At 66.4% G+C, this 25,621-nt stretch carries 24 protein-coding genes; 8 read left to right on the top strand and 16 right to left on the bottom strand.

Annotated elements, in window-relative coordinates; translation table 11 throughout:
• Window positions 1-5 precede the first annotated feature (5 nt).
• The 5 genes from tssB to FIV02_RS00385 form a co-directional block, all read right to left on the bottom strand.
• Window positions 6-512: a type VI secretion system contractile sheath small subunit gene (gene tssB, locus FIV02_RS00405; RefSeq protein ID WP_037052146.1), complete on the bottom strand. Its 507-nt coding sequence runs from the start codon at window positions 510-512 to the stop codon at window positions 6-8.
• Window positions 513-566: 54 nt separating this feature from the next.
• Complete coding sequence (gene tssA, locus FIV02_RS00400; protein ID WP_152487494.1) at window positions 567-2,129, bottom strand: type VI secretion system protein TssA; 1,563 nt, start codon at window positions 2,127-2,129, stop codon at window positions 567-569.
• Between the two features lie 435 nt (window positions 2,130-2,564).
• The gene (locus FIV02_RS00395; RefSeq protein ID WP_152487493.1) at window positions 2,565-3,467 is read right to left on the bottom strand and encodes a D-hexose-6-phosphate mutarotase; all 903 of its coding nucleotides are present in this window, start codon (window positions 3,465-3,467) and stop codon (window positions 2,565-2,567) included.
• A 105-nt stretch (window positions 3,468-3,572) separates the two neighbouring features.
• Window positions 3,573-4,949 (bottom strand): TRAP transporter large permease subunit, encoded by a 1,377-nt coding sequence (locus FIV02_RS00390; RefSeq protein ID WP_037052157.1) that lies wholly within the window; start codon window positions 4,947-4,949, stop codon window positions 3,573-3,575.
• Complete coding sequence (locus tag FIV02_RS00385; protein WP_037052162.1) at window positions 4,942-5,487, bottom strand: TRAP transporter small permease subunit; 546 nt, start codon at window positions 5,485-5,487, stop codon at window positions 4,942-4,944. The genes FIV02_RS00390 and FIV02_RS00385 overlap by 8 nt, the downstream gene beginning before the upstream one ends.
• Before the next feature lie 244 nt (window positions 5,488-5,731).
• On the opposite strand from FIV02_RS00385, the gene FIV02_RS00380 reads away from it, so the two are divergent.
• Entirely contained in the window at window positions 5,732-6,832 is a 1,101-nt protein-coding gene (locus FIV02_RS00380) for a TRAP transporter substrate-binding protein (RefSeq protein ID WP_037052165.1), read from the top strand.
• Between the two features lie 78 nt (window positions 6,833-6,910).
• Here the strand turns inward: FIV02_RS00380 and FIV02_RS00375 are convergent, their stop codons facing one another.
• Complete coding sequence (locus FIV02_RS00375; protein ID WP_021442733.1) at window positions 6,911-7,315, bottom strand: acyl-CoA thioesterase; 405 nt, start codon at window positions 7,313-7,315, stop codon at window positions 6,911-6,913.
• Window positions 7,316-7,680: 365 nt separating this feature from the next.
• Between FIV02_RS00375 and FIV02_RS00370 the strand changes: the two genes are divergently transcribed.
• The 4 genes from FIV02_RS00370 (at window position 7,681) to FIV02_RS00355 (ending at window position 9,838) form a co-directional block, all read left to right on the top strand.
• On the top strand, window positions 7,681-7,878 hold the full coding sequence (locus FIV02_RS00370) for a hypothetical protein (protein WP_037052167.1): 198 nt from the start codon (window positions 7,681-7,683) through the stop codon (window positions 7,876-7,878).
• 19 nt (window positions 7,879-7,897) lie between these two features.
• Window positions 7,898-8,062, top strand: a complete 165-nt coding sequence (locus tag FIV02_RS00365; protein WP_037052169.1) for a DUF1328 domain-containing protein — start codon at window positions 7,898-7,900, stop codon at window positions 8,060-8,062.
• 10 nt (window positions 8,063-8,072) lie between these two features.
• On the top strand, window positions 8,073-8,534 hold the full coding sequence (locus FIV02_RS00360) for an inhibitor of vertebrate lysozyme family protein (protein WP_037052171.1): 462 nt from the start codon (window positions 8,073-8,075) through the stop codon (window positions 8,532-8,534).
• Between the two features lie 74 nt (window positions 8,535-8,608).
• A complete protein-coding gene (locus FIV02_RS00355) occupies window positions 8,609-9,838 on the top strand; it encodes a nucleoside recognition domain-containing protein (protein ID WP_134676663.1) in 1,230 nt (409 codons plus the stop codon).
• 6 nt (window positions 9,839-9,844) lie between these two features.
• Here the strand turns inward: FIV02_RS00355 and FIV02_RS00350 are convergent, their stop codons facing one another.
• A complete protein-coding gene (locus FIV02_RS00350) occupies window positions 9,845-10,423 on the bottom strand; it encodes a hypothetical protein (protein WP_152487492.1) in 579 nt (192 codons plus the stop codon).
• Window positions 10,424-10,641: 218 nt separating this feature from the next.
• Here FIV02_RS00350 and FIV02_RS00345 point away from each other — a divergent pair, with 218 nt between their 5' ends.
• Window positions 10,642-11,619, top strand: a complete 978-nt coding sequence (locus FIV02_RS00345; RefSeq protein WP_152487491.1) for an NAD-dependent epimerase/dehydratase family protein — start codon at window positions 10,642-10,644, stop codon at window positions 11,617-11,619.
• Here the strand turns inward: FIV02_RS00345 and FIV02_RS00340 are convergent.
• The 8 genes from FIV02_RS00340 to FIV02_RS00305 all read right to left on the bottom strand — a co-directional run bounded on the left by FIV02_RS00340 (window position 11,588) and on the right by FIV02_RS00305 (window position 21,679).
• The gene (locus tag FIV02_RS00340; protein WP_037052187.1) at window positions 11,588-11,803 is read right to left on the bottom strand and encodes a dodecin; all 216 of its coding nucleotides are present in this window, start codon (window positions 11,801-11,803) and stop codon (window positions 11,588-11,590) included. The two genes, FIV02_RS00345 and FIV02_RS00340, sit on opposite strands and share 32 nt — an antisense overlap.
• Window positions 11,804-11,936: 133 nt before the next feature.
• Entirely contained in the window at window positions 11,937-14,369 is a 2,433-nt protein-coding gene (locus FIV02_RS00335) for a TonB-dependent receptor (RefSeq protein ID WP_152487490.1), read from the bottom strand.
• Window positions 14,370-15,136: 767 nt separating this feature from the next.
• Entirely contained in the window at window positions 15,137-16,084 is a 948-nt protein-coding gene (locus FIV02_RS00330) for a DUF4880 domain-containing protein (RefSeq protein ID WP_152487489.1), read from the bottom strand.
• On the bottom strand, window positions 16,081-16,587 hold the full coding sequence (locus tag FIV02_RS00325; RefSeq protein ID WP_152487488.1) for a sigma-70 family RNA polymerase sigma factor: 507 nt from the start codon (window positions 16,585-16,587) through the stop codon (window positions 16,081-16,083). The genes FIV02_RS00330 and FIV02_RS00325 overlap by 4 nt, the downstream gene beginning before the upstream one ends.
• Window positions 16,588-16,706: 119 nt before the next feature.
• Complete coding sequence (locus FIV02_RS00320) at window positions 16,707-19,094, bottom strand: TonB-dependent receptor (protein ID WP_152487487.1); 2,388 nt, start codon at window positions 19,092-19,094, stop codon at window positions 16,707-16,709.
• 116 nt (window positions 19,095-19,210) lie between these two features.
• Window positions 19,211-20,152 (bottom strand): FecR family protein, encoded by a 942-nt coding sequence (locus FIV02_RS00315; RefSeq protein WP_152487486.1) that lies wholly within the window; start codon window positions 20,150-20,152, stop codon window positions 19,211-19,213.
• A complete protein-coding gene (locus FIV02_RS00310; RefSeq protein ID WP_256663040.1) occupies window positions 20,149-20,814 on the bottom strand; it encodes an RNA polymerase sigma factor in 666 nt (221 codons plus the stop codon). The genes FIV02_RS00315 and FIV02_RS00310 overlap by 4 nt, the downstream gene beginning before the upstream one ends.
• The gene (locus tag FIV02_RS00305) at window positions 20,792-21,679 is read right to left on the bottom strand and encodes a LysR family transcriptional regulator (RefSeq protein ID WP_152487485.1); all 888 of its coding nucleotides are present in this window, start codon (window positions 21,677-21,679) and stop codon (window positions 20,792-20,794) included. The genes FIV02_RS00310 and FIV02_RS00305 overlap by 23 nt, the downstream gene beginning before the upstream one ends.
• A 121-nt stretch (window positions 21,680-21,800) precedes the next feature.
• Between FIV02_RS00305 and trpB the strand changes: the two genes are divergently transcribed.
• Both trpB and trpA read left to right on the top strand, forming a co-directional pair.
• On the top strand, window positions 21,801-23,012 hold the full coding sequence (gene trpB, locus FIV02_RS00300; protein ID WP_037052202.1) for a tryptophan synthase subunit beta: 1,212 nt from the start codon (window positions 21,801-21,803) through the stop codon (window positions 23,010-23,012).
• Window positions 23,009-23,818, top strand: coding sequence for a tryptophan synthase subunit alpha (gene trpA, locus FIV02_RS00295; RefSeq protein WP_152487484.1), 810 nt, complete (start codon window positions 23,009-23,011; stop codon window positions 23,816-23,818). The genes trpB and trpA overlap by 4 nt, the downstream gene beginning before the upstream one ends.
• Window positions 23,819-23,948: 130 nt before the next feature.
• On the opposite strand, the gene FIV02_RS00290 is transcribed toward trpA, so the two are convergent.
• A complete protein-coding gene (locus FIV02_RS00290; RefSeq protein WP_037052208.1) occupies window positions 23,949-25,391 on the bottom strand; it encodes a SulP family inorganic anion transporter in 1,443 nt (480 codons plus the stop codon).
• Window positions 25,392-25,621: the final 230 nt, after the last annotated feature.

The raw sequence follows: 25,621 nt of genomic DNA, 5'->3' as shown, positions 1-25,621 counted from the left end.
GAGTATCAGGAGTCGAGCTTGTCTTTGGCGGCCAGGCCCAGTTCGCCGAGCACGCGGTCACGCGAGTCGTCGTCGGAGAGCACGCTCTCGATGGCCTTGCGGAAGGCCGGGGCGTTGCCCAGCGGGCCTTTCAGGGCGACCAGGGCGTCGCGCAGTTCCATCAGCTTCTTCAGCTCCGGGACCTGATCGACCAGGTTGGCCGGGTTGAAGTCCTTCATGGAGTTGATCTTCAGCTGCACGGCCAGCTCGTCGTCGGTCTCTTCGTCCTGCAGACGGTTCGGTACGGCGAAGGTCAGGTTCAGTTCCTGCTTGGCCAGCACTTCGTCGAAGCTGTTCTTGTCGATGCTGATCGGCTTGCGGTCTTCGATCTTGCGATCGTCAGCGCGCTGGGTGAAATCGCCGAGCACCATGAGCTTCAGGGGCAGTTCGATTTCTTCCTGGGCGCCGCCAGTGGCGGGTTTGAAGGTGACGTTGATGCGTTCCTTGGGGGCTACCGAGCCTTCTTTGGCCATGGGTGTTCTCCTTTGCGTTGATGGCCCGGAGGCCTTGATTGGCGTATTGGCGCCTTACTCCAGCACCACCTCGAGATCGAGGTGGCACAGCCTGCGATAGATCTCGTCCTTGCTGTCACGCACCGCATGGTTCTGCGGCAGCAGCTCGCAGCAGTTGTGCAGCAGACGCAGCACGTCCAGGGCGAGATCGGGTTCCCACTCGCCGAGGCCGGAGGCCTGCAGCGTCTGGTCGAGCGATTCGAGTTGGGTCTTGGCCAGGTCGTACTTCTTCGCCGCAAAGCACAGACGGGCCAGGGTCAGTTGCCAGAAGAAGCGTTCGCGGCCGCCGCGGGCGCGCGACATGCCCTGCTTGAGCTGCTGCACGGCGGGCTTCAGGCCGTCCTTGCGCAGGCCAGGCAACACCTGCTGCAGGGCCTCTTCCCATGGCGGCGTGACGCCTTGCTCAGTGGCGCTGGGCTTCTTCTCGACTTCCGGGGCCTGCAGGTGCGGCAGCACGTGAGCGCCGATCCAGGCACGGGTCTCGGCGTCGGCGAACGGCACGCCGTCGTGGAAGCGCAGTTCGTCGAGACCGGGCACGCGCTGCAGGAACAGCGCCAGCTGGATCTCCACCTCGCGCACGGCCTGCTCGGCCTTGAGCTCCTGCAGGCACTCCCAGACCAGGCGCTGGCCATCGAGCCAGAACGGCGCACGCGCGATGCTGGCCTCGAGGTCGGCCAGCAGGTCGGCATAGGCGCCCTGGGCGAAGCGCTCCTTATAGGACGCCAGCTTGTCGGCAGGCAGGCCACGCAGGGCGGTGATCTGTTCAGCGTTACGCTCCGGCAGCGACTCGATGGGCAGCCAGAGCAGGGTGCGTGACAGGCGCAGCGGCTTGAGGTCGGTGGCCTTGTTCTTCAGCCACCAGCTGCACAATGGCCGAGCCGCGTCCTGCTGGGTGCGCAGGGCCTTGTGCGCATCCTTCTCGCTCTCGATCGGGCCAGTGCCGGTGATGATCTGGGTCGCGACCTGCTTGACCTGCGCAATCGCCGCTCCCACCGCGCCGGGCTCGGCCTGGCCCTGGCTGGCGCGCTTGATCTGCTCGTCCAGGCGCCGGCACAGCGGCAGCAGCAGGGGCGAGTCCTCGCCCAGGTGGCTGGACAGGCTGGCTTCGAGCCCGTGCAGGTGCTCGGCGATGCGCCGGAACAGCGGCAGCTGCTCGCTGATCGGCACGTGTTCGGCCAGCGCCTGTTCCAGGCGGGGCAGCAACCAGTTGATGGCGGCGGTGCGGGTACGGGCCTTGCGCGGATGCAGCTCGTGCCAGCGCTGTTCGCAGAGGTAGTGCAGCAGGTTGAGGCCGGCCTGAAGACCGGCGAAGGATTCGCGCTGGAACAGCCCCCAGGTCAGCCAGGTGGCGGCCCGCAGGTCCTTGGACTGGGTGCTCAGCAGGCTCTCGCTGCCCTCACGCACTTTCTGCCAGTCGATGCCGCCGGTTTCATGCAGGGAGGCCGCTTTGCCGAGTTCGGTTTCCAGCAATTCGTATTCACTGGAATAGCGCACATCCTCGCCGGCGAAGTTGCCTTCATTAATAGGCGTCCTGGCCAGATCGAGATAATGCGCTGTCAGCTTGCTGGAGTACGTCATTCCATGACTCGACTATTAAAGTGGGCAACTTCCACGGCATCGCAAACGGCCATCCGGCCATCGCAAAAACACCGCAGTGCGCAACTTTTTGCGCAGCTGTTTGTGCAACAACTTGCGCAAGATCCTTATGAGTCGGGCATCCTAGCCCCATGATCGAAGGTGGGCAACCGCCCAAAGTGTGAAATGCCTAACATTCGTCGACATCTTCCGGATTATTGCCGGAACGTCAGTACCTGGTATTTGTCGCGCACTTCCAACAAGTTGTTATCGATGTTTTGCCGTACGGATAAGTTCTTCGATAGTTGTAGGAAATAACTTACTAGCAAATTAGTGGCGCATCACATTTGATGGCTTATTGATATTGTCCTTTTGTGATGCCGACCACTGTTTGCAGTGCTGGCTTTATGCCAGAGCGACAGCTGGGGACGACGCCCGTCAGGGCGCCGTAGCCTCGCTGGACAGGCGTAGCTGCAATCGATGCCGTTCGTCGCTTTCCAGCTGCACGACATCCTCCAGCAGGTTGGCGGTCTCGATGCACAGCATGTTCTGCCAGGCCTCATCGGGAAACTGCGACAGGCGCCTGGCCTTGTCGACCCACGGGTTCCACAGCACCGCCGAGCGTGACCCGGTGCTGTCCAGGTGAATGCGCCGCCCCCAGGCCGGGTCGACGATGCTCAGGCGAGCCGGTGTGTCGAGGTAGATGCGGTCGGTCTCGCCGGCGAATCCTGGCGCGGCCTCCTGGCGCAGCTCCTGCCAGTCCTGCAGGGTGTCGATGTAGCGGCACCCCTGCAGCCCTTCCACGTGAACCTGGCGCACGTCGCTGACGGCGAAATAGGTGTGCAGTGCCTGGCTCAGGGTCAGCGGGTGGTCGCTGCGATTCTGCGTCTCCAGGCGCAGCTGCAGGTCGTCTCCCAGGCGGATGTCGAAGTGCACGGCGGCATCGCGCGGCCAGCCGGGCAGCGGCTGTTCGCGGCTGTCGAAGGCAAAGCGCAGGTTGACCGCGCCATCCTCCTCGGCGATGCCCAGCAGTTGCCAGTCCAGGCCACGGACCAGGCCGTGCGCCGGCGCCTCGTCGTGCTGATAGTGCGCTTGCACCGCCTCGGGGTTGCGCCGCAGATCGCCGAACCAGGGCCAGCAGACGGGCACGCCGCCACGCACGCTCTGGCCATGCCGATAGGCCGCGTCGGGGCTCAGCCAGATCAGCGGGGGCTGGTCATCCTGCTGGTAGCTGAGAATCTGCGCGCCCTGCTGGGCAACCAGCAGCTCGCTGCGCTGCGCCCGTATGCGCCAGCAGGTGAGCTGGTCCAGCTCCACGCGTTCGACTTGGGTCTTGCTCATGAGGGCCTCTCGCTCCACGAAGTAGGGTCTGGTTGAAGCATGCCGTGCACAGGAAGCAAAAACGCCCGTCACAGGGACGGGCGTCTGCTCACTGCAAGCTATGACCTACGGACCATAAACCTGTTCCGGCAGCCAGGTGATCAGCCCCGGGAACAGGTAGGCGATCACCAGCAGCAGAATCTGGATCAGGATGAACGGCAGCACGCCCTTGTAGATGGTGCTGGTCGCCACGCTGGCCGGTGTCACGCCCCGCAGGTAGAACAGCGCGAAGCCGAACGGCGGGGTGAGGAACGAGGTCTGCAGGTTGAGGGCGATCATCACGCCCAGCCAGATCGGGTCCAGACCCATGGCCAGCAGTACCGGCCCGACGATCGGCACCACCACGAAGGTGATCTCGATGAAGTCGAGGATGAAGCCGAGCAGGAAGATCACCAGCATCACCAGGAAGAACGCACCGAGCACGCCACCCGGCAACTGGGCGAACACGTCCTCGATCAGCACTTCGCCACCGAAGCCACGGAACACCAGGGAAAACAGCGAGGCGCCGATCAGGATCATGAAGACCATGGCACTGATTTCGGTGGTGCCGTAGGCCACTTCCTTGAGCTGGCCGAGGTTCAGCTTGTTCTTGCTCAGGGCCAGCAACATGGCACCGACCGCGCCCAGCGCAGCCGCCTCGGTGGGCGTCGCGTAGCCGGCGAGGATGGAGCCGAGCACCGCGCCGATGAGGATCAGCGGCGGAATCAGCGCCTTGGCCAGCTTGCCCCATTCGATCGGGCCGAGCTCTTCCTGCGGCAGCGCCGGCAGTTTCTTCGGCTGGAAGATCGCGACGAAGATGATGTAGGCGATGTACAGGCCGACCAGCAGCAGGCCGGGCAGCAGCGCGCCGACGAACAGGTCACCGACCGATACGGTCTTCGGCGAGAAGATACCCATCTTCAGCTGCGCCTGCTGGTAGGCGCTGGACATAACGTCACCCAGCAGGACCAGGACGATGGACGGGGGGATGATCTGCCCCAGGGTGCCGGTGGCGGCCAGGGTGCCGGTGGCGATCGCCGGGTCATAGCCACGCCGCAGCATGGTCGGCAGCGCCAGCAGGCCCATGGTCACCACGGTGGCGCCGACGATGCCGGTGCTCGCGGCGAGCAGGGCGCCGACCACGCACACGGAGATCGCCAGGCCGCCACGCAGGGTGCCGAACAGGCGCGACATGGACTCGAGCAGGTCCTCGGCCACCCGTGAGCGTTCCAGCATCACCCCCATGAACACGAACAACGGCACGGCGAGCATGGTCTGGTTGTTCATGATGCCGAACAGACGGTTCGGCAGGGCGCTCAGATAGCCCGCGTCGAAGGTTCCGGTGAGTACGCCGATACCGGCGAACAGCAGGGACACGCCGGCCAGGGTGAACGCCACCGGGAAGCCGGCCATCAGGGCCACGCAGATACTGACGAACAGCAGAATCGCCATCAACTCAGCCATGTTTCACCTCCGGAGCCGGCAGGCGACCGCTGATGACGCAAAGTGCCTTGATCAGGTTGGAAATGCCCTGCAGCACCAGGCTGGCGACCAGCACCAGGATGATGCTCTTCTGCAGGTAGACGAACTTCAGGCCGCCCGACTCGCTGGAGGCCTCCAGCGTCGACCAGGAGTTGCTGACGTAGTCCCAGCTGGCCCAGCCAAGGAACAGCGCCACCGGCAACAGCAGCAGCAGGTTGCCGAGCACCTCCACCAGCGCCTGACGGCGGCCGCTGAAGTTCTGATAGAAGATGTCCACGCGGACGTGGCCGTTGCGCTGCAGAACCCAGGCGGCAGCACCCATGAAGACCAGGGCATGCGCGTAGAGAACCGCCTCCTGCAGGGCGGTGGCGCCGATACCGAAACCGTAACGCAGCACCACGACGATGGCGGTGCCGATCACCAGGAACAGGGTCAGCCAGGCGCAGGCCTTGCCCAGCCAGGCGTTGAGAGCATCGATCAGGTACGCAAGAGCGAGGGGGAGTGGAGGCTTGTCGGACATAGTGAGTCCTTTATCGTTATGAGTAGGAGACAGGACAGCAAACCGGTTGGCTGCACATCACGCCGCCCGCGTCCTTGTGGGCCGCAGGCCGGGGATTCTAGGCAGGCTACCGGTGATGCAGCAATGCCCGTACTACTTTAGTCGTAGCAACTAGGCTTGTGGGTCACGACCCCCTATGTTATTCACGCCCGGTCTACCTTCGGCGATCCCGTGGTCAGACCAATACAACAAGAAGGAGCATTGCATGAAACGTCGCGACATACTCGCCGCAGCGGGCGTAGGCCTTGCAGCAACCGCACTGGCTGGCTGCAAAGAAGAGGCCAAGAGCAGCGCAGCACCTCAAGAGGGTTCGAGTGCCCAGACCTTCACCTGGAAGATGGTCACCTCCTGGCCGAAGAACTTCCCTGGCGTCGGCGTGGGGGCCGAGCGCTTCGCCAAGCTGGTCGATGAAATGAGCAACGGCCGCCTGAAGGTCAAGGTGTACGCAGCCGGTGAACTGGTTCCGGCCCTGGAAGTGTTCGATGCAGTCTCTCGCGGTACCGCCGAAATGGGTCATGGCGCACCGTACTACTGGAAGGGCAAGGTGCCGGCCGCACAGTTCTTCTGCGCCCTGCCGTTCGGCCCGAACGCCCAGGAAATGAACGCCTGGCTGCACTACGGCGGCGGCCAGGCCCTGTGGGAAGAAGTCTACAAGCCATTCGGCGTGCTACCGATGGCCTGCGGCAACACCGGCGTACAGACCGCTGGCTGGTTCAACAAGGAAATGAACTCGGTCGACGACTTCAAGGGCCTGAAGATGCGTACCCCGGGTCTGGGCGGCGAAGTGCTGACCAAGATGGGCGGCACCGTGGTCAACATGCCGGCCGGTGAGATCTTCACCGCCATGCAGACCGGCGCCATCGACGCCACCGAGTGGATCGGCCCATACAACGACCTGGCCCTGGGCCTGCACAAGGCAGCCAAGTACTACTACACCCCGGGCTGGCAGGAGCCGAGCGTCCTGTTCGAACTGGACATCAACATCAAGGCCTGGGAAACCCTGCCGGCCGACCTCAAGGCGATCGTTCGTGCCGCCGCGCGTGACGTCAACGGCGACATGCTCGACGACTACAACGCCAAGAACATGGAAGCCCTGGAGCAACTCAAGGCCGATGGCGTCGAAGTGCGTCGCCTGCCCGACGAGGTGCTGGCACGCCTGAAGGAAGTGGCGGGTGAAGTGGTCGAGGCCAGCGCAGCGGCCGACCCGGCAGCGGCCAAGGTCTGGGAACACCAGAAGGCCTACCTGCAGCGCCTGTACGACTATGCGGAAGTGGCCGACAAGGACATCTACAACATCCGCGGCTGATCACTCGGCAGCAAACAAAACGCCGGCTTGTCGCCGGCGTTTTCGTTCTTGCTGTTCGCTTTCCCGTTTCGCGGTCGCTCAGCCGCGACGTGGCGGTACCGGACGGGTGCGGCCACTGCCGTCGATGGCGACAAACACGAACACCGCCTCGGTCACCTTGCGCCACTCGTTGGACAGCGGGTCGTCGCTCCACACCTCGACCATCATCTGGATCGAGCTGCGACCGACCTCCAGCGCCTGGGTGTAGAAGGACAGCTGTGCGCCCACCGCCACCGGCACCAGGAAGGCCATGCGATCGATGGCCACGGTGGCCACCCGGCCGCCAGCGACCTTGCTGGCCATGGCGGTGCCGGCGAGGTCCATCTGGGACACCAGCCAGCCGCCGTAGATATCACCGAAACCATTGGTCTCACGCGGCAGCGCGGTGATCTGCAGGGCGAGGTCGCCCTGGGGTATCGGGTCTTCCTGTTCGTAGTCGTTCATCGGCTCGAGACTCGCGGCGCGGTTGTTGTTCTGGGCGCGGAACCCGCATGGCAGGCGCTGCGAGTATACCGACTGCGCAGTCGACGGGCGACCACTCTGGCAAGCGCCGGCGCGTCATGACGCCTGACCGATCGGGCAAAACGCACGACCGGCACAGGCCCATTCGGGCAGGATGCCCGCCAGGTTCATCGCTGGAATTTCGTAACCATATGATTTTCAAGAACTTTAATTATCAGAAAAGACTGGCACGGGCGCTGCAATACCTTCAGTGAGCGACCTGTCATGTACCGGTCGCAGCGTTGAAGGAAGAGACGGACCCGCCAGCAATCCGAGCGATCCGCCTCAGGTGCAACAGGAGAACCGCCATGTGGATAGTCGCCCTGGTACTTGCCAGCTTGCTGCTTCTGCTCGGCCTGACGCTCGCCAGCGTCCTGCTGATCGGCCAGACCCTGTGCGCAAGCCGCAACACCGCCGAACTGGAGCTGCCCACGGGCAACTCGCCGCAGCCGGCCGTTGCGAGCGACACGCAAGACCCATGGCCTGCCTGGGCCATCACTCACTGAGTCATCGAGGAGAAACGCCATGCTGAGCTGGGCACTTACCTTTCTGATCATCGCCATCATCGCTGCTGTACTGGGCTTCGGTGGTATCGCCGGCACCGCTGCAGGTATCGCCAAGATTCTATTCGTGGTGTTCCTGGTGCTGTTCATCATCTCGTTCGTGATGGGCCGTCGCCCCCGCGTGTAAGGAGACCTAGATGCAGTCGATCCACGCCATTGCCGCCGCCCTGCTGATGGGCGGCGGCCTGGCGGCTCAGGCCGCCGATCGAGACGCGAGCTTCCACCCCGGTGAACTGCTGACCAGCAACGCCGAGTACCGCGAAGCCTGGCAAGACCTTGTCAGGGACGAACAGCGCCTGCCGGAATGGCTGATGAACCTCAGCGGCCTTTCCACCCCCATGCAGGCCGTGGAGGCCGAGAGTGATCGCTTCCTGGTCGGTCAGGTGTGCGAAGCGCACAACTGCTTCAACCAGCGCGTCTACGTCGCCTTCGAATGGGAAGACGACGATGCCTATGCGCTCTACGTACAGGTGCCGGACGGTCTGCCGGAGGACCGCGCCCCCAGCGAACATGCCAGCCTGCGCTGGCTGGGCGATCCGGACGAAGAGGTCCGTGAGCTGCTGGAAGAACAGCTGCGCAGCGACCCGAACTGGTACTGACGTCCGTACGCTGGCCGCAGCATTGAAGCGGCCGGCGCGCTATCATCCCCCGCCATAACCCAAGGGGGATCGCAATGCTCAACGGCCTGTGGCTGAGCTTCTTCGTGCTGGGCGCCATCGCCGCCCTGGCACGCTGGCTGATTGGTGGCGACGCCAGCGTATTCGGCGCCATGGTCGAGAGCCTGTTCGCCATGGCCAAGCTCTCGGTGGAGCTGATGGTGGTGCTGTTCGGCACCCTGACCCTGTGGCTCGGCCTGCTGCGCATCGCCGAAAAGGCCGGGCTGGTCGACCTGCTCGCACGCCTGCTCGGGCCGCTGTTCGCCCGCCTGATGCCTGAAGTACCGCGCGGCCATCCGGCGCTCGGCCTGATCAGCATGAACTTCGCTGCCAACGGCCTGGGCCTGGACAATGCCGCGACGCCCATCGGCCTCAAGGCCATGCGCGCCCTGCAGGATCTCAACCCCAGCGCGACCACGGCGAGCAACGCGCAGATTCTGTTCCTGGTGCTCAACACCTCGTCCCTGACCCTGCTGCCGGTGTCGATCTTCATGTACCGCGTGCAGCAGGGCGCCGACGACCCGACCCTGGTCTTCCTGCCGATCCTGCTGGCCACCAGCGCCTCGACCCTCGCCGGCCTGCTGGCCGTGGCGGCGATGCAGCGCCTGCGCCTGTGGGACCCGGTGGTGCTGGCTTACCTGATTCCCACCGCCCTGCTGCTGGGAGGCTTCATGAGCCTGCTCGCCGGCATGAGCGCCACGGCCCTGGCCGCGCTGTCCTCGCTGCTGGGCAACCTCACCCTGTTCGGCCTGATCCTGCTGTTCCTGGTCGTCGGCGCCCTGCGCCGCGTCGCGGTGTACGAAAGCTTCATCGAAGGTGCCAAGGAAGGCTTCGACGTGGCCAAGAGCCTGCTGCCCTACCTGGTCGCCATGCTCTGCGCCATTGGCGTGCTGCGTGCTTCCGGCGCCCTGGATTTCGGCCTGGACGGCATCCGCTGGCTGGTCGAGGCACTGGGCTGGGACACACGCTTCGTCGACGCGCTGCCGACCGCGCTGATCAAGCCGTTCTCCGGCGGCGCCGCACGCGCCATGCTGATCGAGACGATGGAGAACTTCGGCGTCGACAGCTTCCCGGCGCTGATCGCCGCCACGGTGCAGGGCAGCACCGAGACGACCTTCTACGTGCTGGCGGTGTACTTCGGCGCGGTCGGCCTGCAACGCGCACGCCACGCCGTGGGCTGCGCCCTGGTCGCGGACGCGGCCGGCATCGTCGCCGCCATCGCGGTGTGCTACTGGTTCTTCGGCTGAGGCCCGCTAGTCGGCGAAGCCCAGCGTTCGCCCGGCCCAGGTCAGCAGCGGGTCGTCATGCCGGTACTCGCGCAGCGCGCGCAACTTGGGGGCGATGAATGCCTCGAAGTCGCCGGGCTCTTCGAAGTAGATGCCGGTGAAGATCGTGAACATGGATTTGTTGCCCACCGTGACATAGAACAGGTTGCCGACCGGCTCGCCGTCCTGGGTCAGCAACTTGAGGCTGATGCGGCTGGCCAGCTCGGTCTCCAGGGGCAGGTCCTGCTGCTCCAGACCGCTGTCGCGCAGGCCGAACGACGCCCCGAAGGTCTCGGCGTAGCTGGTCATCAGCGCATCGCTGGCGCGCGGATACAGCGACACCCCGCTGTAGAGGTAGAACCACTCGTTGTCATCGCTCTCGAAGCTGAGGTCGATGGTGCGCGCGGCGTAGGTCACCTGCTTGTCGTAGTGGCCGTCCACCGGCACCTCATAGGCGGCGAAGTCCTCGCCACTGAGCAGCAGGTGCTGCTCCTCGGCCAGCGGCACTTCATCCTCGACGCAGCCGGCGAGCGCCAGCAGGCCCAGCAACAGTATCGGTCTGAACATGGCATTCCTCCCTGAATGAGTACAGGCAGCTTGCCCGATCCGGCCCCGCCTGACCACCCGGGCCGGCCGAGGCTGTGCGCGCGGGCACACCGTTCGTCCGCCTGGCGCGAATCGCCAGTGTCGCTGACCGGCTGTGTCACTGCTCGCCTCACCCCATCCACCTAGGCTGGGCGTCGACAGGAACGATCCGCACCCGGCCAGCCCGGCAGGAGACCGCCATGCGTGTTCTGATCACCGGCGCCGCCGGCTTCATCGGCCATCAACTGCTCGAGGAGCTGGCCATCCAGCACCCGGAGTGGACGCTGATCGCCGCCGACATTCGCCCCCTCGATGGCCGTGGGCTGAAAGCCAACATCGAGCCGGTGCTGCTGGACATGGGCCGCCCGGCCCAGGTCCGCGCGTGCATCAGCGGCTGGCAGCCGGATGCCATCGTGCACCTGGCCACGGTGATTCGCCCCCCACGCGACATGAGCGAGGCGCATCTGCACGCCATCGAGGTCGGCGGCACCCAGTGCCTGGTGGACAGCGCCGTCGCCAACGGCGTGCGCCAGCTGATCGTGACCAGTTCCGGCGCCGCCTACGGCTACAGCGCGGACAACGCCGAGTGGATCGACGAGAACCACCCCCTGCGCGGCCATCCGCGCTTCGCCTACGCCAGGCACAAGCTGGAGATCGAACAGCTGCTGGCGCGCTGCCGTGGCGAACATCCGCAACTGCGCCAGCTGGTACTGCGCCCCGGCACCATCCTCGGCAAGCGTCTGAACAACCCGATCAGCGACCTGTTCAGCAAGCGCGCGGTGCTGGGGGTGCGCGGCCATGCCAGCCGCTTCGTGTTCATCTGGGAACAGGATGTGGTCGGCATCATCCGCCAGGGCCTGGAAGAGACCCGGGAAGGCATCTACAACCTGGCCGGCGACGGCGCCCTGAGCCTGGCGGAGATCGCCGGGATACTCGGCAAACCCTACCGCCCGCTGCCGGCGGCGTTGCTCGCCGGCGCACTGCACCTGCTCAAGCCACTGGGGTTGAGTCAGTACGGCCCGGAGCAACTGGACTTCCTGCGCTACCGCCCGGTCCTGGCCAACCGGCGCCTGAAGCAGGAGTTCGGCTATCAGCTGCGCTACACCAGCCGCGAAGCCTTGCTCGCCTTCCTCGGCGCCCAGGGCATCAGCTACCGCTCAGGCGAAAGCCTACCTTGAGCGTCACCTGGTAATGCCCCACCTTGCCGTTCTCGATGTGGCCACGGGTGTCCACCACTTCGAACCAGTCCATGTTGCGCACGCTCTTGGCGCATTCGGCCAGGGCATTGTCGATGGCCTCTTCGATGCTGGTCCGCGACGAACCGACGATCTCGATCTTCTTGTAGGTGTGATGGTTGGACATGCTGGCACTCCGCTCGTGATGAAAGGCTCACGCTGAAGACTAGACGCTCGCAGGCGCAGGACATGCCTTCACGTCATCGCTCCCGAGCGGTTGGGCCGCACCGGCGCACCCCGATGCGGCCCGGGCCGGGGCTCTAGAACTCCACCTGGTAGGCCAGGGTGAAGGTGCGCCCACGGCCCTTGAAGTTGTAGTCGTCGGCGACCCGCGCGGACTGCGAGTAGTAGGTGAAGTAGTCCTCGTCGAGCAGGTTGTCGATGCCCAGCGACAGGCTGCCCAGCGGCAGGCGGCGGCTGACGCTGGCCGCGAGCAGGGCATAGCCGTCGAACTTCAGCCGTGGGTCATCGAACTCGCGGCTGCGGTACAGGTTGTACTGCAGGTAGCTGGCCCAGTCGTCGTTCCACTGTGCGTTCCAGCTCAGGCTGAACTGGTCCGGGGCGATGTTCAGGCCGGTCAGCTTGGTGTCCACCTTGCCGTCGTCATCGGTGTCGGATTCGCCCTCGCTGTGGGTGTAACTGGCACGCAGGCTGTGGTCCTGGTTCAGGCGCCAGTTGCCGGTCAGTTCGTAACCCTGGATTTCCACCCGTTCGCGATTGGCGATGTAATTGCCGGCGCTGTTCACCGACAGCCGTTCGCCGAGGTTGGAGGAGGATTCGTAGTAACTCAGCTCAAGGTCGACATCGCTGAAGTTCAGGCGCAGGCCCAGCTCGTTGGAGCGGGTGATGATCGGCTCCAGCTCCAGCAGGTTTTCCACATCCTGCCCGGGCGTGTCGACGGCACGCAGCACACGACCGATGTCGGGCATGCCGAAGCCTTCCGAGTAGCTGCCGTAGAACTGCGCCCAGTCGTTGGCCTGGTAGGTGAAGCCGTAGTTGCTCAGGGTCTTGGCGAAGGAGAGGGTACCGCCGCCGACATCCACGCCTCCGGCGTTGTTGGTGCCCCATACGGTGTGGAAATCATCCACGTCCAGTTCGGCATGCTCGCGACGCACGCCGGCCATCAGGGTCAGGCGCTCGCTCAGGTGCAGGTCGCCCTGGAGGAAGCCGGCCTGGTTGTCGTAGGTCGACGGCGGCACGTAGCTGCGGTTGCTCAGCACCAGCACCTGCTCGCCCTCGTCGCGCATCAGGTCGAGGCCGCCGGCCAGGTCCAGCAGGCCGTCGAACAGGCCCGTACGGCGCAGGGTCAGCTTGCCGCCGAGTTTCTCCGAGTCACTGCGGCTCTGCTCCCAGAACGTGCCGACGGGGGCGATGCCCGGGTCCTGGAAGGAGCCGCTGAGCAGGGCGCCGAACTGGCCGCGATAGCGCTGCTGGTACAGCTGCACGTCGAGGATGTTGCCGAACCAGTCCGAGTGGCTGTAGTCGAGGCTGTACTGACGGTTCTCGTTGAACGGCGCCTCGCCGGGCACGTCGCCGCGCGTCGCGCTGGTCGGGATACCGGCGTCGCGGTCGCCGAGCACCGGCAGATAGTCGTTGTTGCCGGTCAGGCGGTAGTGGTTGGCGCTGAACTGCAGGTGCTGGGCATCGTCGATCCAGTAGCCGAGCTTGAGCATCAGGTCGCGGTCACGGGTGTCCTGGATCTCGCCGGGATAGGCCACGCCAATGCGCGTGTTGTCGCCGTCGTAGAACATCCCGCGCGATTGCCAGGTGCTGCCGAACAGGGCCTCCCAGTCGCCCTGCTGGGCACTGACGCGGTAGTTGAGCTTGTAGCCGAAACCGTCGCTGCTGAAGGCGTCGTCGCTCTCCAGGCTGACCCCGGCGTGCTGGCGCACGCCATAGCCCTGCGGACGACGGCTGATGAAGTTGATGATGCCTCCGGTGGCACCGCCGCCGTGCTCGGCCGAGGCGCCGTGGATCACTTCGATGCGCTCCACCTGTTGCAGGTCGATGGTGTAGCTGCTGCGCCCGTCGTTGCGCAGCGAGCTGGCCTGCGGCACGCCGTCGACGAGGAACTGCGGCGCCCGCCCGCGCAGGGTCTCGCCGGCGTTGGACAGCTTCTGCCCGCTCGGCGAGTAGGACGGAATGAGGTTGGCGAGCACCGCCCCAGGGTCGCTGCTCAGCGCCAGCTGGCGCTCGATCTGCTGGCGGTCGATGACGGTGACGCGCTGGCTGGTCTGGCCCACGGCCGTATCACCGCGCAGGGTGCTGACGGTCACCTCGGTGTCCTGCAGGCGCAGCACATCGCCAGCGATCCGGCTGGGTGCCGGACTGGCCACAGCGGCCTGTGGTTGCGGGGTCAGGCCGTAGACGCCCTCGGCCTGGCGCACCGCCTGCAGACCACTGCCCTGCAGCAGGTGGGCAAAACCGTCCTCGACGCCATACTGGCCCTGCAGCCCCTGGCTCTGCCGGCCCTGCAGCAGCGCCGCATCGAACGACAGGGCAACCCCGGCGGCGCTGGCGAAGCGGCCGAGCACCTCGGCCAGCGGCCCGGCACCGATCTGATACGCCTGCGTGTGCGCGCTGTCGGCCTGAGCCAGTGCCGGCAGCGCAGTGCCCAGGGCCAGGCCGGAACAGAACAGGGCATTGCGGATGGCGCTACGAAGCGCAGAGCGGGTGGAGCGTGGTGACTGCATGGCGGATCCCTGACGACAAGACGCGGAGTGGGTGCTTGCAGGGAGGGCCGAAGCAGCGCGGCAAAAAGTGCAAGGAACCGGAGATTTTTTCGCCGTGCCGCGCTCCACCCGTAGGAGCGGCTGTAGGAGCGGCTTCAGCCGCGATCGAGGCTCACCGTTGAATACCCTCTACAGCCGAAAACGGATGGCATTCAGCAGCGCTCAGGCTGCCAGGCCGCCCTGCTGGTGGATGGATGAAGCGTCATCCACCCTACGGGTAGAACCCAACGAACCCGTAGGAGCGGCTTCAGCTGCGAAACGACCGCACCGCCGAAGTGCCTTCTGCAGCCGGGAGCGGATGGTTTCAGCTGTACTCAGGCTGCCAGGCCGCCCTGCTGGTGGATGGGTGAAGCGTCATCCACCCTACGGCGAGAACCCGACAAATCCGTAGGAGCGGCTTCAGCCGCGAAACGACAGCACCGCGGAAGTGCCTGCTGCAGCCGGAAACGGATGGCCTTCAGCTTTGCTCAGGCTGCCAGGGCGCCTTGCTGGTGGATGGGTGAAGCGTCATCCACCCTACGGGTAGAACCCAACGAACCCGTAGGAGCGGCTTCAGCTGCGAAACGACCGCAGCGCCGAAGTGCCTGCTGCAACCGGGAGCGGATGGTTTCAGCTGTACTCAGGCTGCCAGGGCGCCCCGCTGGTGGATGGGTGAAGCGTCATCCACCCTACGGGTAGAATCCGACGAATCCGTGGGAGCCGCTTCAGCCGCGAAACGGCAGCAGCGCTCAGGCGCCACGCGGTACCAGTGTCACCCAGTAGTCGCTGCGCCGTACCACCTGCAGCGGGAAGCTGTGTTGCAGGGCGGTCAGCGCGCGGTCGCTGTCGAGCAACGGGAAGCTGCCGGAAACCTTCAGCCCGGCCAGCGCCGGATCCACCCGCAGGATGCCATGGCGGTAGCGCGCCAGCTCCGCGACCACCTCACCCAGTGGCTGGTCGATGGCCAGCAGGCTGCCCTCGGCCCAGGCCGTGCTGCGCGCATCCAGCGGCTGCGGTGCGCCGATCCGCTCGCGCTGCAGCAGCAGTTGCTGGCCGGCCTGCAGGCGTTGCCAGCGTGCGGGCTGCGCCGCGCAACTGACCTCGACGGAGCCTTCGAGCAGGGCGATGCGGCTGCCATGCGGGTCGCAGCGCAGGTTGAGGCGACCGCCACCGGCGCGGATCAGCCCGTCACGGGTCAGCACCTGCAGCGCCTGCGGCCCATCGGCAATGTCCAGCTGCGCCTCGCCGTCGAGCAGCTGCAGCTGGCGCCGGGGCCCGTCGAACTGGGCGGCGCCGGCACTGCCGAGCAGCAGGCGACTGCCGTCGGCCAGTTGCCAGTGGCGTTGCTCGCCGACCCCGCTGCGGTAGTCGGCGCTCCAGTAACGGCGACTGTCACTGCGCCAGGCGAACCAGCCCAGTGGCAGCGCGGCGCCGGCCAGCAACAGGCTGCCGAGCACGCGCCGACGGCTGTAGGCGGCGCCTCGCAGGGTCGGCGCAGCGATCTGCGCCGGCAGCAGGCCGAGCTGATCGCGCAGCCGCTCGATCTGCTGCCAGGCCTGGCGATGCACGGGGTCGGCGTCGTACCAATGCTGCCAGGCCTGCTGCTCGGCCGCGCCACTGCTGCCGGAGTTGAGGCTGGCATACCAGCTGCTGGCGGCCTTGAGCGCGGCGCGCTCGCCGGGGGTGGGCGTGCTCATGCCTGCCAGCCCGCCTGCAGCAGGCAACAGTGCTCCACCGCACGGGCCATGTAGGTGTTCACGCTGCGCAGGGAAATGCCCAGATGCGCGGCGATCTGGGCGTAGGTGAGGCCATCGAGCTGGGACAGGATGAACACCTCGCGCACCTTGGCGCCCAGCCCCTCGAGCAGGCGGTCGACCTCCATCAGCGCCTCCAGCAGCAGCGCCTGCTGCTCCGCACCAGGCTGTTCGGCCGCAGGCTGACTGGCCAGCACGTCCAGGTAGGCTTGCTCCAGCGAACGCCGGCGTAGGAAGTCGACCATCAGCCCCCGCGCCACGGTGGCCAGGTAGTGGCGTGGCTCGCGGATGCTCGCCGCATTGCCGGCACGCAGCAGGCGCACGAAAGTGTCCTGCGCCAGGTCGGCGGCATCGCAGCGGTTGCCCAGGCGCCGGCGCAGCCAGCCCTGCAGCCAGGTGTGGTGATCGTGATAGAGACTGTGCAGGGCCTGGGCGTCGACGGACATGAAAGCGAATACGGATCAAATGACAATGAATCGCATTGTCATTCATCCCGACACGCTTGCCAAGCGTCGGCAGACCGCGCCCGCGACGCGCAGGCACGGATGCCGACACGGAGCGGCGCTTAGAACGCCACTTCGTAGCCCAGGGTGAAGGTCCGTCCGCGACCCTGATAGTCGTACAGGTAGGCCGGGCCATAGGTCGGCGAGTAGAACAGCGTGGCGCGTTGCCCCCAGACGGTGCTGTAGCGCTCGTCCAGCAGGTTCTGGATACCGGCGCTGAAGGTGCCGTAGTCGGTCTGGCGCTGCGCGGTCAGGTCGAAGGTGGTGTAGCCGTCGATCTCGTGGCCGGCGTCGTCGTCCAGGTCGACGGCATGGTTGGCCTGCAGCCGTGCACTGCTGTTGCCGTCGCTCCAGCCGACGAAGGCGGTGTACTTGGACAGCGAAGCGTAGCGGGCATCGCGCTTGATCCAGCCACCGTCGGCGTCCTCTTCCTCGGAACGCACCAGGTGCAGGGTCGCACCGGCCTGCCAGCCGCTGTCGAAGTAGTGGCTGAGGGCCCCCTCGAAACCGAAATCGCGGCTCTTCTGGTCTTCCACGTCGATGGTCAGGGTGCTGCTGTCGTAGCTGATCACCTGGTCCGACCAGATGTAGTAGAGCGCGGCCTGCGCCTGCCAGCGGCTATCGGCAAAGCGCCAGCCCAGTTCGCTCTGGCGGCTCTTGATGCCGGCCAGCGGGTTGTCCTCCACCGACAGACCGGGCTTGCCGTAGTACTTGGCCGGGTCGGCCAGGTCGAAGCCTTCGCTGTAGTTGCTCCACAGCTGATGGCCGTTGGCGAAGTCGTAGATGACACCCAGGTTGTACAGGTTGACGTCATAGTCGTTGCGGCCACCGGCCACGCCCTTGAAGTCGCCGACCTCGACATCCATGCGCTGGTGGCGCGCGCCACCGGAGAGGGTCAGACGCTCGGTGAGCTTCCAGTCCAGCTGGGCATAGGCCGACAGGCTGTCCACCACGTAGCTGGGGTATCGCGGCGCGCTGCTGGCGGTGTCGAGCACCAGGCCCCCGCTGGCGGAGGAGGTCTGCTGGTCGAAGACCTTCTGCTCGGCATTGAAGCGCTCATGGTCGAAGTCCAGCCCGTAGGTGAGGGTGAAGCGCTGCCACTGCTTGCTGAACAGCCCCTTGAGCCCGCTCACCTCGAAGTTCTGCTGCGAACCGGCGAAATACACGCCGTTGCTGCCGCGCGGGCTGCCGGAGTTGTAGTAGGGGAAGGGATAGAAGTTGTTGTCTTCCCGGCGGTAATAACCCTGCAGGTAGAAATCCTGGCCCAGCAGGTCGCTGTGGTGGTAGCTGGCGTTGAGCAGGGCGCGACGGGTGCGCGGTTGCAGGTCGGTATCCAGCCCGCTGCGAATCTCGGCGTCGTTGAGGTCGGACGGCGCCCGGTAGTTCAGGTTGGGGAAATAGATACCGGTGCTGCCATCGTTGCCGGAGTCGTAGTACTGCGCCAGCAGGTCGAGGCTCTGCTCGTCGCTGAAGCGTGCGCTGAGGTTGCCCAGCACGTCGATGGCGCGGTTGTACTGCAGGTCGGTCTGCGTGTTGTCGATAAAGATCTGCTCGCCGTCGCCGTCGTAGAAGGCTTCGTTCTTCTCCACCGAAACGCCGATGCGCCCGCTCAGCCGCTCGTTGCCGCCACTCACCGACTGCGCCAGGCGCATGGCCAGGTCATCGCTGTTGTTGAAGCCGCTGCTGACGCTGGCGCGCGTCTGGTAACGGGCCTCGCCCGGCTCACCCTTGCGCGTGATGATGTTGATGATGCCGCCGGTGGCCCCGCCGCCGTACAGCGCGTTGGCGCCCGAGAGCACCTCGACCCGCTCGATGTTGAACGGCGAGATGCTGTCGAACTGGCGTGACAACCCGCGCGAGCTGTTCTGGCTGACCCCGTCGATCATCACCAGCACGCTGCGCCCGCGCATGTTCTGGCCATAGTTGGTACGCCCTTCCGGCGCCAGGTCGAGGCCAGGCACCAGCTTGCCGAGCGCTTCCTTGAGGCTGACGCCGACGTCGAGCTGCTCGCGCAACTGGGTCTGGTCCACCACCCAGACGGTACCGGGAATGGCGCTGATCTCGGTCGGGGTACGCGCGGCCACGCTGATCTGCATGGACTCCAGCTTGAGCCGCCCGGACGCGTTCGGGCCGCGGCGCTGCAGCAGCACGGTGCGCGCATCGGTGAAGGTCCAGCTCAGGTCGGTGCCGGCGAGCAGACGCTGCAACGCCTCCTCCACGGTGAAATGGCCGTCCAGTCCGGCGCTGCGCAGCCCCTGCAGGTCATCGGAGTTGAACATCAGGTGCAGATCGGCCTGGTCGGCGAACTGGGTCATCGCACTGTCCAGGCTGAGCGGGGCGATATGCAGTTCGACGCTGATCGGTTCGGCGGCCTGAGCCAGCGGGGTGGCGCCGCCGAGCAGCGAGGCGAGCAGCAGGGCACGGTGCAGCGGAGAAACATGACAGCGCATTACAGAGGTTTCCATGTCGTGTGGCAGGTGGCGCTACTTAGGAATAAGTCGCGTTCATACCCACGACGAAACAGCCGCCAGGATCTTGCAGCCGCGTGCAGAAAAAATTCTCCCCGTCAGCCGCGTGGCGCCGGTCGTACCAGGATCAACCAGGGCAGCCGGGTGATCTGCACCGGCTGCAGGCGCTCCAGCGTGATCAGCAGCGCCTGCGGGTCGTCGAGGTCGAAGACGCCGCTGATCTTGCGCCGGCGCAGTGTCTCGTCGCGCAGCAGGATGCGCTCGGGCAGGTAGCGTTCCAGCTCCGCGAGCACCTCGCCCAGCGGACGCTGGTTGAAGATCAGCTTGCCGCGCTGCCAGGCACTGGCGCTGCTCGGGTCCAGCGCCTGCACCGCACCCGGCGCCACCCCGGGTCGATAGCTCACGCGCTGCCCCACGCCGAGGCACAGCGGTGCGGCGCCACCGCTGGCCACCTGCACCACGCCCTCGCTGACCGTCACCTGCGCCTGCGCGCCATGCAGGTCCACGTCGAAGCGCGTCCCCAGCGCCTGCACCTGGCCGTCCCCGGCGCTCACCACGAAAGGCCGCTGGCGATCCTTGGCCACCTCGAACAGCGCCTCGCCGTGGTACAGCCGCACATCGCGCCGCGTGGCGCTGAAATCCACCGACAGGGCGCTGCCGCTGTTGAGCCACACCCGGCTGCCGTCATCCAGTTGCACCAGGCGTCGTTCGCCGACGGCGGTACTGTGGTCGGCATACAGCCCGACCAGGGTGCGCGGCGCCGCCAGCAGGCCGAGCAGCAGTGCCAGGCACAGCACCGCGGCCATGGCCGGCAGGCGCCAGCTGCGCTGCGCGGTCCGGCGATGGTGGGCCGCCGCCTGGGTGTGCCCCAGCGCCTGCCACAGCACCTCGGCTTCGCGGGCCGCATGTTCGTGCGCCGCGCTCTGCCTGCGCCAGCGCTGGAATTCCGCACGCTCCCTGGCCCCCGCAGTGCCACTGTGCAGGCGCAGCAGATGATCGACGGCCTGATCGTCCAGGCTGAGAGGCTCGACCTCGCTCATCGCTCACCTCCCTGCTGGCTGCGCCACTGGCGGCAATGACGCATGGCCTGGGCCAGGTACTTGCCGACCATGCTCTCGGACACCCCCAGGCGCCGTGCGATCTGCGCGTGGGTCAGGCCGTCGAGGCGGTTGAGCAGCAAGGCCTCGCGCGCCTTGGCCGGCAACTGTGCGAGCACCGCATCGAGCTGCACCAGGCTTTCCCGCGCCAGCAGGTGCTTTTCCGGTGCCGCCAGCGGATCGCTGAGCTCGTCGAGCACGTCCTCCTCCACGTGCAGCTCGGCCAGGCGGCTGTCACGCCGCAGGTTGTCGATGGCCAGGTTGCCGGCGACGCGGAACAGATAGGCGCGCGGGTTCTCCACGCGCTGCTCGTCCGGATGATCGGCCAGGCGCAGCCAGGTGTCCTGCGCGACGTCCGCCGCACGCTGGGAGTCGCCCAGGCGCCGGGACAGGAAGCGCAGCAGATCCCCGTAGTGGGTCTGGAAGCTGTGCAGCAGGGAGGAGGGAGCGCGGCGCCGCATGAGGATCGCAAGGTTCTCGAAGGCCCGGCGCATGCCGGACCGCTGAAAGGGGCCGCCAGCATACACGCAATCGAGAATAGTTATCACCAGCATGAAGCCGATCGCCCGCACGTCACCGGGATCATGGCGCGCGCTGCAGTTCATGGCGCAGCCAAGCGGCCAGGCGTTCGCTGCGCGGGTCGTCCCGCCGCGCCCAGAGCGCCAGACGAGCCGGCGTGTCGATGAAGCCCCAGGGCGCGCTCAGGCGCCCGGCGGCCAGGTCGTCGGCTACCAGCAGTTGCGGCGCGATGGCCACGCCGAGCCCGGCGGCAGCGGCCTCCAGCAGGTAGTAGAGATGCTCGAAGCCCTGCCCCAGCTTCAGCCCCGCCGGCGCCAGGCCCTGGGCTGCCGCCCACTGCGGCCAGGCCTGCGGCCGCGATGCGGTATGCAGCAGCGGCTCCCCCAGGAGCACGCCCGCTGCCTGCCCGGCCAGTTCGGCATGACGGGCATGGCGCGAGCTGAGCACCGGGCCGATGCGCTCGGTCGCCAGCTCGTACACCTGCATGTCGCCAGGCCAGGGTGGCTCGGCGAACAGCAGGGTGGCGTCGATACCGGGGCGCCGTGGGTCCAGCTCGCCTTCGCTGGCCGACAGTTGCAGGTTGAGCTCAGGCAGCTCGCGCTGCAGGCGATCCAGCCGAGGAATGAACCAGCGCGCCAGCAGACTGCCCGGGCAGCCGAGCACGAACGGGCGCTCTTCGGCCTCGCGCCGCAGCTCGGCGCAGGTGCTGCGCAGGCGCTCGAAGGCTTCGCCTGCGGCATCGCGCAGGCGGAGGCCGGCATCGGTGAGTTTTACGCCACGCCCGTCCTTGGCCAGCAAGCTCAGGTCGAGCTGCTCTTCCAGTTGCCGGATCTGCCGGCTGATCGCCCCGTGCGTCACGTTAAGCTCGCTTGCCGCCTGCTTCAGGCTGCCCAGGCGGGCCACGGCTTCGAACGCACGCAGCGCATTGAGGGGAGGCAGGCTGCTCTTCATAGGTGAGTTTTCCTGACGTATTGCGGCGATCTTATCGCTTTTTTTCCCCGCTGCATGCAGTTAGGGTGGACACATCGCGTAGGAGCCGCCTCCTACATGGAGAATCCCAGGAGAGCTTGCCATGACTTCACTGCGTAACGGCCCGGACAATCGCGGCCTGTTCGGTCGCTTCGGCGGCCAGTTCGTCGCCGAAACCCTGATGCCGCTGATCAACTCGCTGGCCGCCGAATACCAGAAGGCCAAGGATGATCCGGCGTTCCTCGACGAGCTGGCCTACTTTCAGCGCGACTACATCGGCCGCGCCAGCCCGCTGTACTTCGCCGAGCGCCTGACCGAGCACTTCGGCGGAGCGAAGATCTTCCTCAAGCGTGAAGACCTCAACCACACCGGCGCGCACAAGATCAACAACTGCATCGGCCAGATCCTCCTGGCCAAGCGCATGGGCAAGCGGCGCATCATCGCCGAGACCGGCGCCGGCATGCACGGCGTGGCCACCGCCACCGTGGCCGCGCGCTTCGGCATGCAGTGCGTGGTGTACATGGGCACCACCGACATCGACCGTCAGCAGGCCAACGTCTTCCGCATGAAGCTGCTCGGCGCCGAGGTGATCCCGGTCACCGCCGGCACCGGCACTCTGAAAGACGCGATGAACGAGGCGCTGCGCGACTGGGTGACCAACGTCCACAACACCTTCTACCTGATCGGCACCGCCGCCGGCCCGCACCCGTACCCGGAAATGGTCCGCGACTTCCAGTCGGTGATCGGCAACGAAGTGCGCGAGCAGATGCAGGAGAAGGAAGGGCGCCTGCCCGATTCGCTGGTCGCCTGCATTGGCGGTGGCTCCAACGCCATCGGCCTGTTCCACCCCTTCCTCGATGATGCCGGCGTGCAGATCGTCGGCGTCGAAGCGGCCGGCCACGGCATCGACAGCGGCAAGCACGCGGCGAGCATGGCCGGCGGCGCGCCGGGCGTGCTGCACGGCAACCGCACCTTCCTGCTGCAGGACGAGGACGGCCAGATCACCGACGCCCACTCGATTTCCGCCGGCCTCGACTACCCCGGCGTCGGCCCCGAACACGCCTGGTTGCATGAGATCAAGCGCGTCGAGTACGTGCCGATCAGCGATGACGAGGCCCTGGAGGCCTTCCACCACTGCTGCCGCCTGGAAGGCATCATCCCGGCGCTGGAGTCTTCCCACGCGCTGGCCGAAGCCTTCAAGCGCGCACCCAAGCTGCCCAGGGACCACCTGATGGTGATCAACCTGTCCGGTCGTGGCGACAAGGACATGCAAACCGTGATGCACCACATGGGCGAACAGGAGAAACACGCATGAGCCGCCTGCACAATCGCTTCGCCGAACTGAAAGCGGAGAACCGCGCCGCGCTGGTCACCTTCATCACCGCCGGCGACCCCGACTACGCCACCTCGCTGGAGATCCTCAAGGGCCTGCCGGATGCCGGTGCCGACGTGATCGAGCTGGGCATGCCGTTCACCGACCCGATGGCCGACGGCCCGGCCATCCAGCTGGCCAACATCCGTGCGCTGGACGGCAAGCAGAACATGGTGAAAACCCTGCAGATGGTCCGCGAGTTCCGCGCCGGCAACCAGGACACGCCGCTGGTGCTGATGGGCTACTACAACCCGATCTTCTGCTACGGCGTCGAGCGCTTCATCGCGGATGCCAAGGCCGCTGGCGTCGACGGCCTGATCGTGGTCGACCTGCCGCCGGAGCACAACGACGAGCTCTGCGAACCGGCCCAGGCCGCCGGCATCGACTTCATCCGCCTGACCACGCCGACCACCGATGACGAGCGCCTGCCGACCGTCCTCAACGGCAGCTCCGGCTTCGTCTACTACGTGTCGGTGGCCGGCGTCACCGGCGCCGGTGCGGCGACCATGGATCATGTCGAGGAAGCCGTGGCGCGCCTGCGCCGCCACACCGACCTGCCGCTGTGCATCGGCTTCGGCATCCGCACCCCCGAGCACGCCGCCGAAGTGGCCAAGCGCGCCGAAGGTGCGGTGGTCGGCTCGGCACTGATCGACAAGATCGCCGAGGCGACCTCGCCGAGCGAAGCGGTCAACGGCGTACTGAGCCTGTGCCGCGAACTGGCCGAAGGCGTGCGCAGCGCGCGCCGCTGAGGCCATAGCGGGCGCAATCCTCGACGTCGCGTGCGCCGGCCCGAGTGATTGCCGCCCCGGATGGCACGCAACAAAAAACCGCTGCCCTGTCGCCAGGTGCAGCGGTTTTTTTCGTCAGGGCCTCAGGCCTTCACTCGCCCGCCCCGGCACGCTTGAGCAGTTGCTTGCAGCGCTCGGACAGGTGCACCACGCGCAGGTGCTTGCCGGCGCGCTCGTAGCGTTCGCGCAGGGTTTTCAGCGCGGCGATGGCGGAGTAGTCGACGAAGCTCAGGTGGCGGCAGTCCAGCGTCACCTGCTGCGGATCGTCGGCCGGCTCGAACTGATTGAGGAAGGTGGTGCAGGAAGCGAAGAACAGCGTGCCATGGGCACGGTACAGCTTGCTGCCGTCGGCCTGCAGGTCGCTGTCGGCATACAGCTCACGGGCATGCTGCCAGGCGAAGTTGAGCGCGGCGATGACGATGCCGCAGAGCACCGCGGTGGCCAGGTCGGTGACCACCGTGATGGCGGTCACCGCGACGATCACCAGCACGTCGTTGGCCGGCACCTTGCCGGCGACCCGCAGCGAGCCCCAGGCGAAGGTCTGCTGCGCCACCACGAACATCACGCCCACCAGCGCGGCCAGCGGGATGCGCTCGATCAGCGGCGAGAGGAACAGCACGAAGAGCAGGATCATCACCCCGGCGACCACACCGGACAGCCGGCCACGGCCGCCGGAGCTGAGGTTGATCATGGTCTGGCCGATCATCGCACAGCCGCCCATGCCGCCGAACGCGCCGGAGACCATGTTGGCAGCACCGAGCGCCACGCACTCGCGGTTGGTGTTGCCGCGGCTCTGGGTGATCTCGTCGGTGAGGTTGAGGGTCAGCAGGGTTTCCAGCAGGCCGACCAGCGCCATCAGCACCGCGTAGGGGGCGATGATACGCAGGGTCTCCAGGTTCCACGGAATGTCCGGCAGGGCGAATTGCGGCAGGCCGCCGGCGATATGTGCCATGTCGCCGAGGGTGCGCGTGGGCAGGTCGAGCAGGTACACCAGCAGGCCGACGCCGAGGATCGCCACCAGCGCCGGCGGCACCGCGCGGGTCAGCTTCGGCAGCAGGTAGACCACGGCCATGGTCAGCGCCACCAGGCCCAGCATCCACGACAGCGCGGCCCCTTGCAGCCAGCCGCCTTCGGCATGGAAGTGCTCCAGCTGCGACATCGCGATGACGATGGCCAGGCCGTTGACGAAGCCGAGCATCACCGGGTGCGGCACCATGCGCACCAGCTTGCCCAGGCGCAGCAGACCGAACAGGATCATCAGCACGCCACCGAGCAGCACGGTGGCCAGCAGGTACTGCGCACCGTGTTGCACCACCAGGGCGACGATCACCACGGCCATCGAGCCGGCCGCACCGGAAACCATGCCGGGACGGCCCCCGAACAGGGCGGTGAGGGTGCAGATGATGAAGGCTCCGTACAGCCCCATCAGCGGGTTGAGCTGGGCGACCAGGGCGAAGGCGATGCACTCCGGCACCAGGGCGAAGGAGGAGGTCAGGCCGGCCAGCAGGTCGGCGCGTATGCGTGCGGGTTTCATGACGTCTCGGCTAGCCGGCTGGACCGGGCGATGGCGGATGAAGAAAAAAGGGGGGCGCATGGTAGCGCCCATGCGCCTGGGCAACCAGTGAAGCGGGCAAAACACTGACTGATGGCAAGGGGCCAAGCTCGCCGACAGAGGGCGGTGGCGGCATTCCGATCTGCGTGCAATGCGGGTTGGGCTGGATGGCGCGCGCGGGTAACCTGAGCGGAAACCGACGAGGATCCCGC

It is taken from the genome of Pseudomonas sp. THAF187a (assembly GCF_009363395.1).
Taxonomy (GTDB): Bacteria; Pseudomonadota; Gammaproteobacteria; order Pseudomonadales; family Pseudomonadaceae; genus Aquipseudomonas; species Aquipseudomonas khazarica.
Note: the sequence above shows the minus strand (reverse complement) of the source record. Positions and strands in the feature narration are given on the sequence as shown.

Bases quoted from the DNA above. Each gene is read 5' to 3' on its own strand.
- tssB (WP_037052146.1), bottom strand. From the start codon at position 512: ATGGCCAAAGAAGGCTCGGTAGCCCCCAAGGAACGCATCAACGTCACC.
- tssA (WP_152487494.1), bottom strand. From the start codon at position 2,129: ATGACGTACTCCAGCAAGCTGACAGCGCATTATCTCGATCTGGCCAGG.
- FIV02_RS00395 (WP_152487493.1), bottom strand. From the start codon at position 3,467: ATGAGCAAGACCCAAGTCGAACGCGTGGAGCTGGACCAGCTCACCTGC.
- FIV02_RS00390 (WP_037052157.1), bottom strand. From the start codon at position 4,949: ATGGCTGAGTTGATGGCGATTCTGCTGTTCGTCAGTATCTGCGTGGCC.
- FIV02_RS00385 (WP_037052162.1), bottom strand. From the start codon at position 5,487: ATGTCCGACAAGCCTCCACTCCCCCTCGCTCTTGCGTACCTGATCGAT.
- FIV02_RS00380 (WP_037052165.1), top strand. From the start codon at position 5,732: ATGAAACGTCGCGACATACTCGCCGCAGCGGGCGTAGGCCTTGCAGCA.
- FIV02_RS00375 (WP_021442733.1), bottom strand. From the start codon at position 7,315: ATGAACGACTACGAACAGGAAGACCCGATACCCCAGGGCGACCTCGCC.
- FIV02_RS00370 (WP_037052167.1), top strand. From the start codon at position 7,681: ATGTGGATAGTCGCCCTGGTACTTGCCAGCTTGCTGCTTCTGCTCGGC.
- FIV02_RS00365 (WP_037052169.1), top strand. From the start codon at position 7,898: ATGCTGAGCTGGGCACTTACCTTTCTGATCATCGCCATCATCGCTGCT.
- FIV02_RS00360 (WP_037052171.1), top strand. From the start codon at position 8,073: ATGCAGTCGATCCACGCCATTGCCGCCGCCCTGCTGATGGGCGGCGGC.
- FIV02_RS00355 (WP_134676663.1), top strand. From the start codon at position 8,609: ATGCTCAACGGCCTGTGGCTGAGCTTCTTCGTGCTGGGCGCCATCGCC.
- FIV02_RS00350 (WP_152487492.1), bottom strand. From the start codon at position 10,423: ATGTTCAGACCGATACTGTTGCTGGGCCTGCTGGCGCTCGCCGGCTGC.
- FIV02_RS00345 (WP_152487491.1), top strand. From the start codon at position 10,642: ATGCGTGTTCTGATCACCGGCGCCGCCGGCTTCATCGGCCATCAACTG.
- FIV02_RS00340 (WP_037052187.1), bottom strand. From the start codon at position 11,803: ATGTCCAACCATCACACCTACAAGAAGATCGAGATCGTCGGTTCGTCG.
- FIV02_RS00335 (WP_152487490.1), bottom strand. From the start codon at position 14,369: ATGCAGTCACCACGCTCCACCCGCTCTGCGCTTCGTAGCGCCATCCGC.
- FIV02_RS00330 (WP_152487489.1), bottom strand. From the start codon at position 16,084: ATGAGCACGCCCACCCCCGGCGAGCGCGCCGCGCTCAAGGCCGCCAGC.
- FIV02_RS00325 (WP_152487488.1), bottom strand. From the start codon at position 16,587: ATGTCCGTCGACGCCCAGGCCCTGCACAGTCTCTATCACGATCACCAC.
- FIV02_RS00320 (WP_152487487.1), bottom strand. From the start codon at position 19,094: ATGCGCTGTCATGTTTCTCCGCTGCACCGTGCCCTGCTGCTCGCCTCG.
- FIV02_RS00315 (WP_152487486.1), bottom strand. From the start codon at position 20,152: ATGAGCGAGGTCGAGCCTCTCAGCCTGGACGATCAGGCCGTCGATCAT.
- FIV02_RS00310 (WP_256663040.1), bottom strand. From the start codon at position 20,814: ATGAACTGCAGCGCGCGCCATGATCCCGGTGACGTGCGGGCGATCGGC.
- FIV02_RS00305 (WP_152487485.1), bottom strand. From the start codon at position 21,679: ATGAAGAGCAGCCTGCCTCCCCTCAATGCGCTGCGTGCGTTCGAAGCC.
- trpB (WP_037052202.1), top strand. From the start codon at position 21,801: ATGACTTCACTGCGTAACGGCCCGGACAATCGCGGCCTGTTCGGTCGC.
- trpA (WP_152487484.1), top strand. From the start codon at position 23,009: ATGAGCCGCCTGCACAATCGCTTCGCCGAACTGAAAGCGGAGAACCGC.
- FIV02_RS00290 (WP_037052208.1), bottom strand. From the start codon at position 25,391: ATGAAACCCGCACGCATACGCGCCGACCTGCTGGCCGGCCTGACCTCC.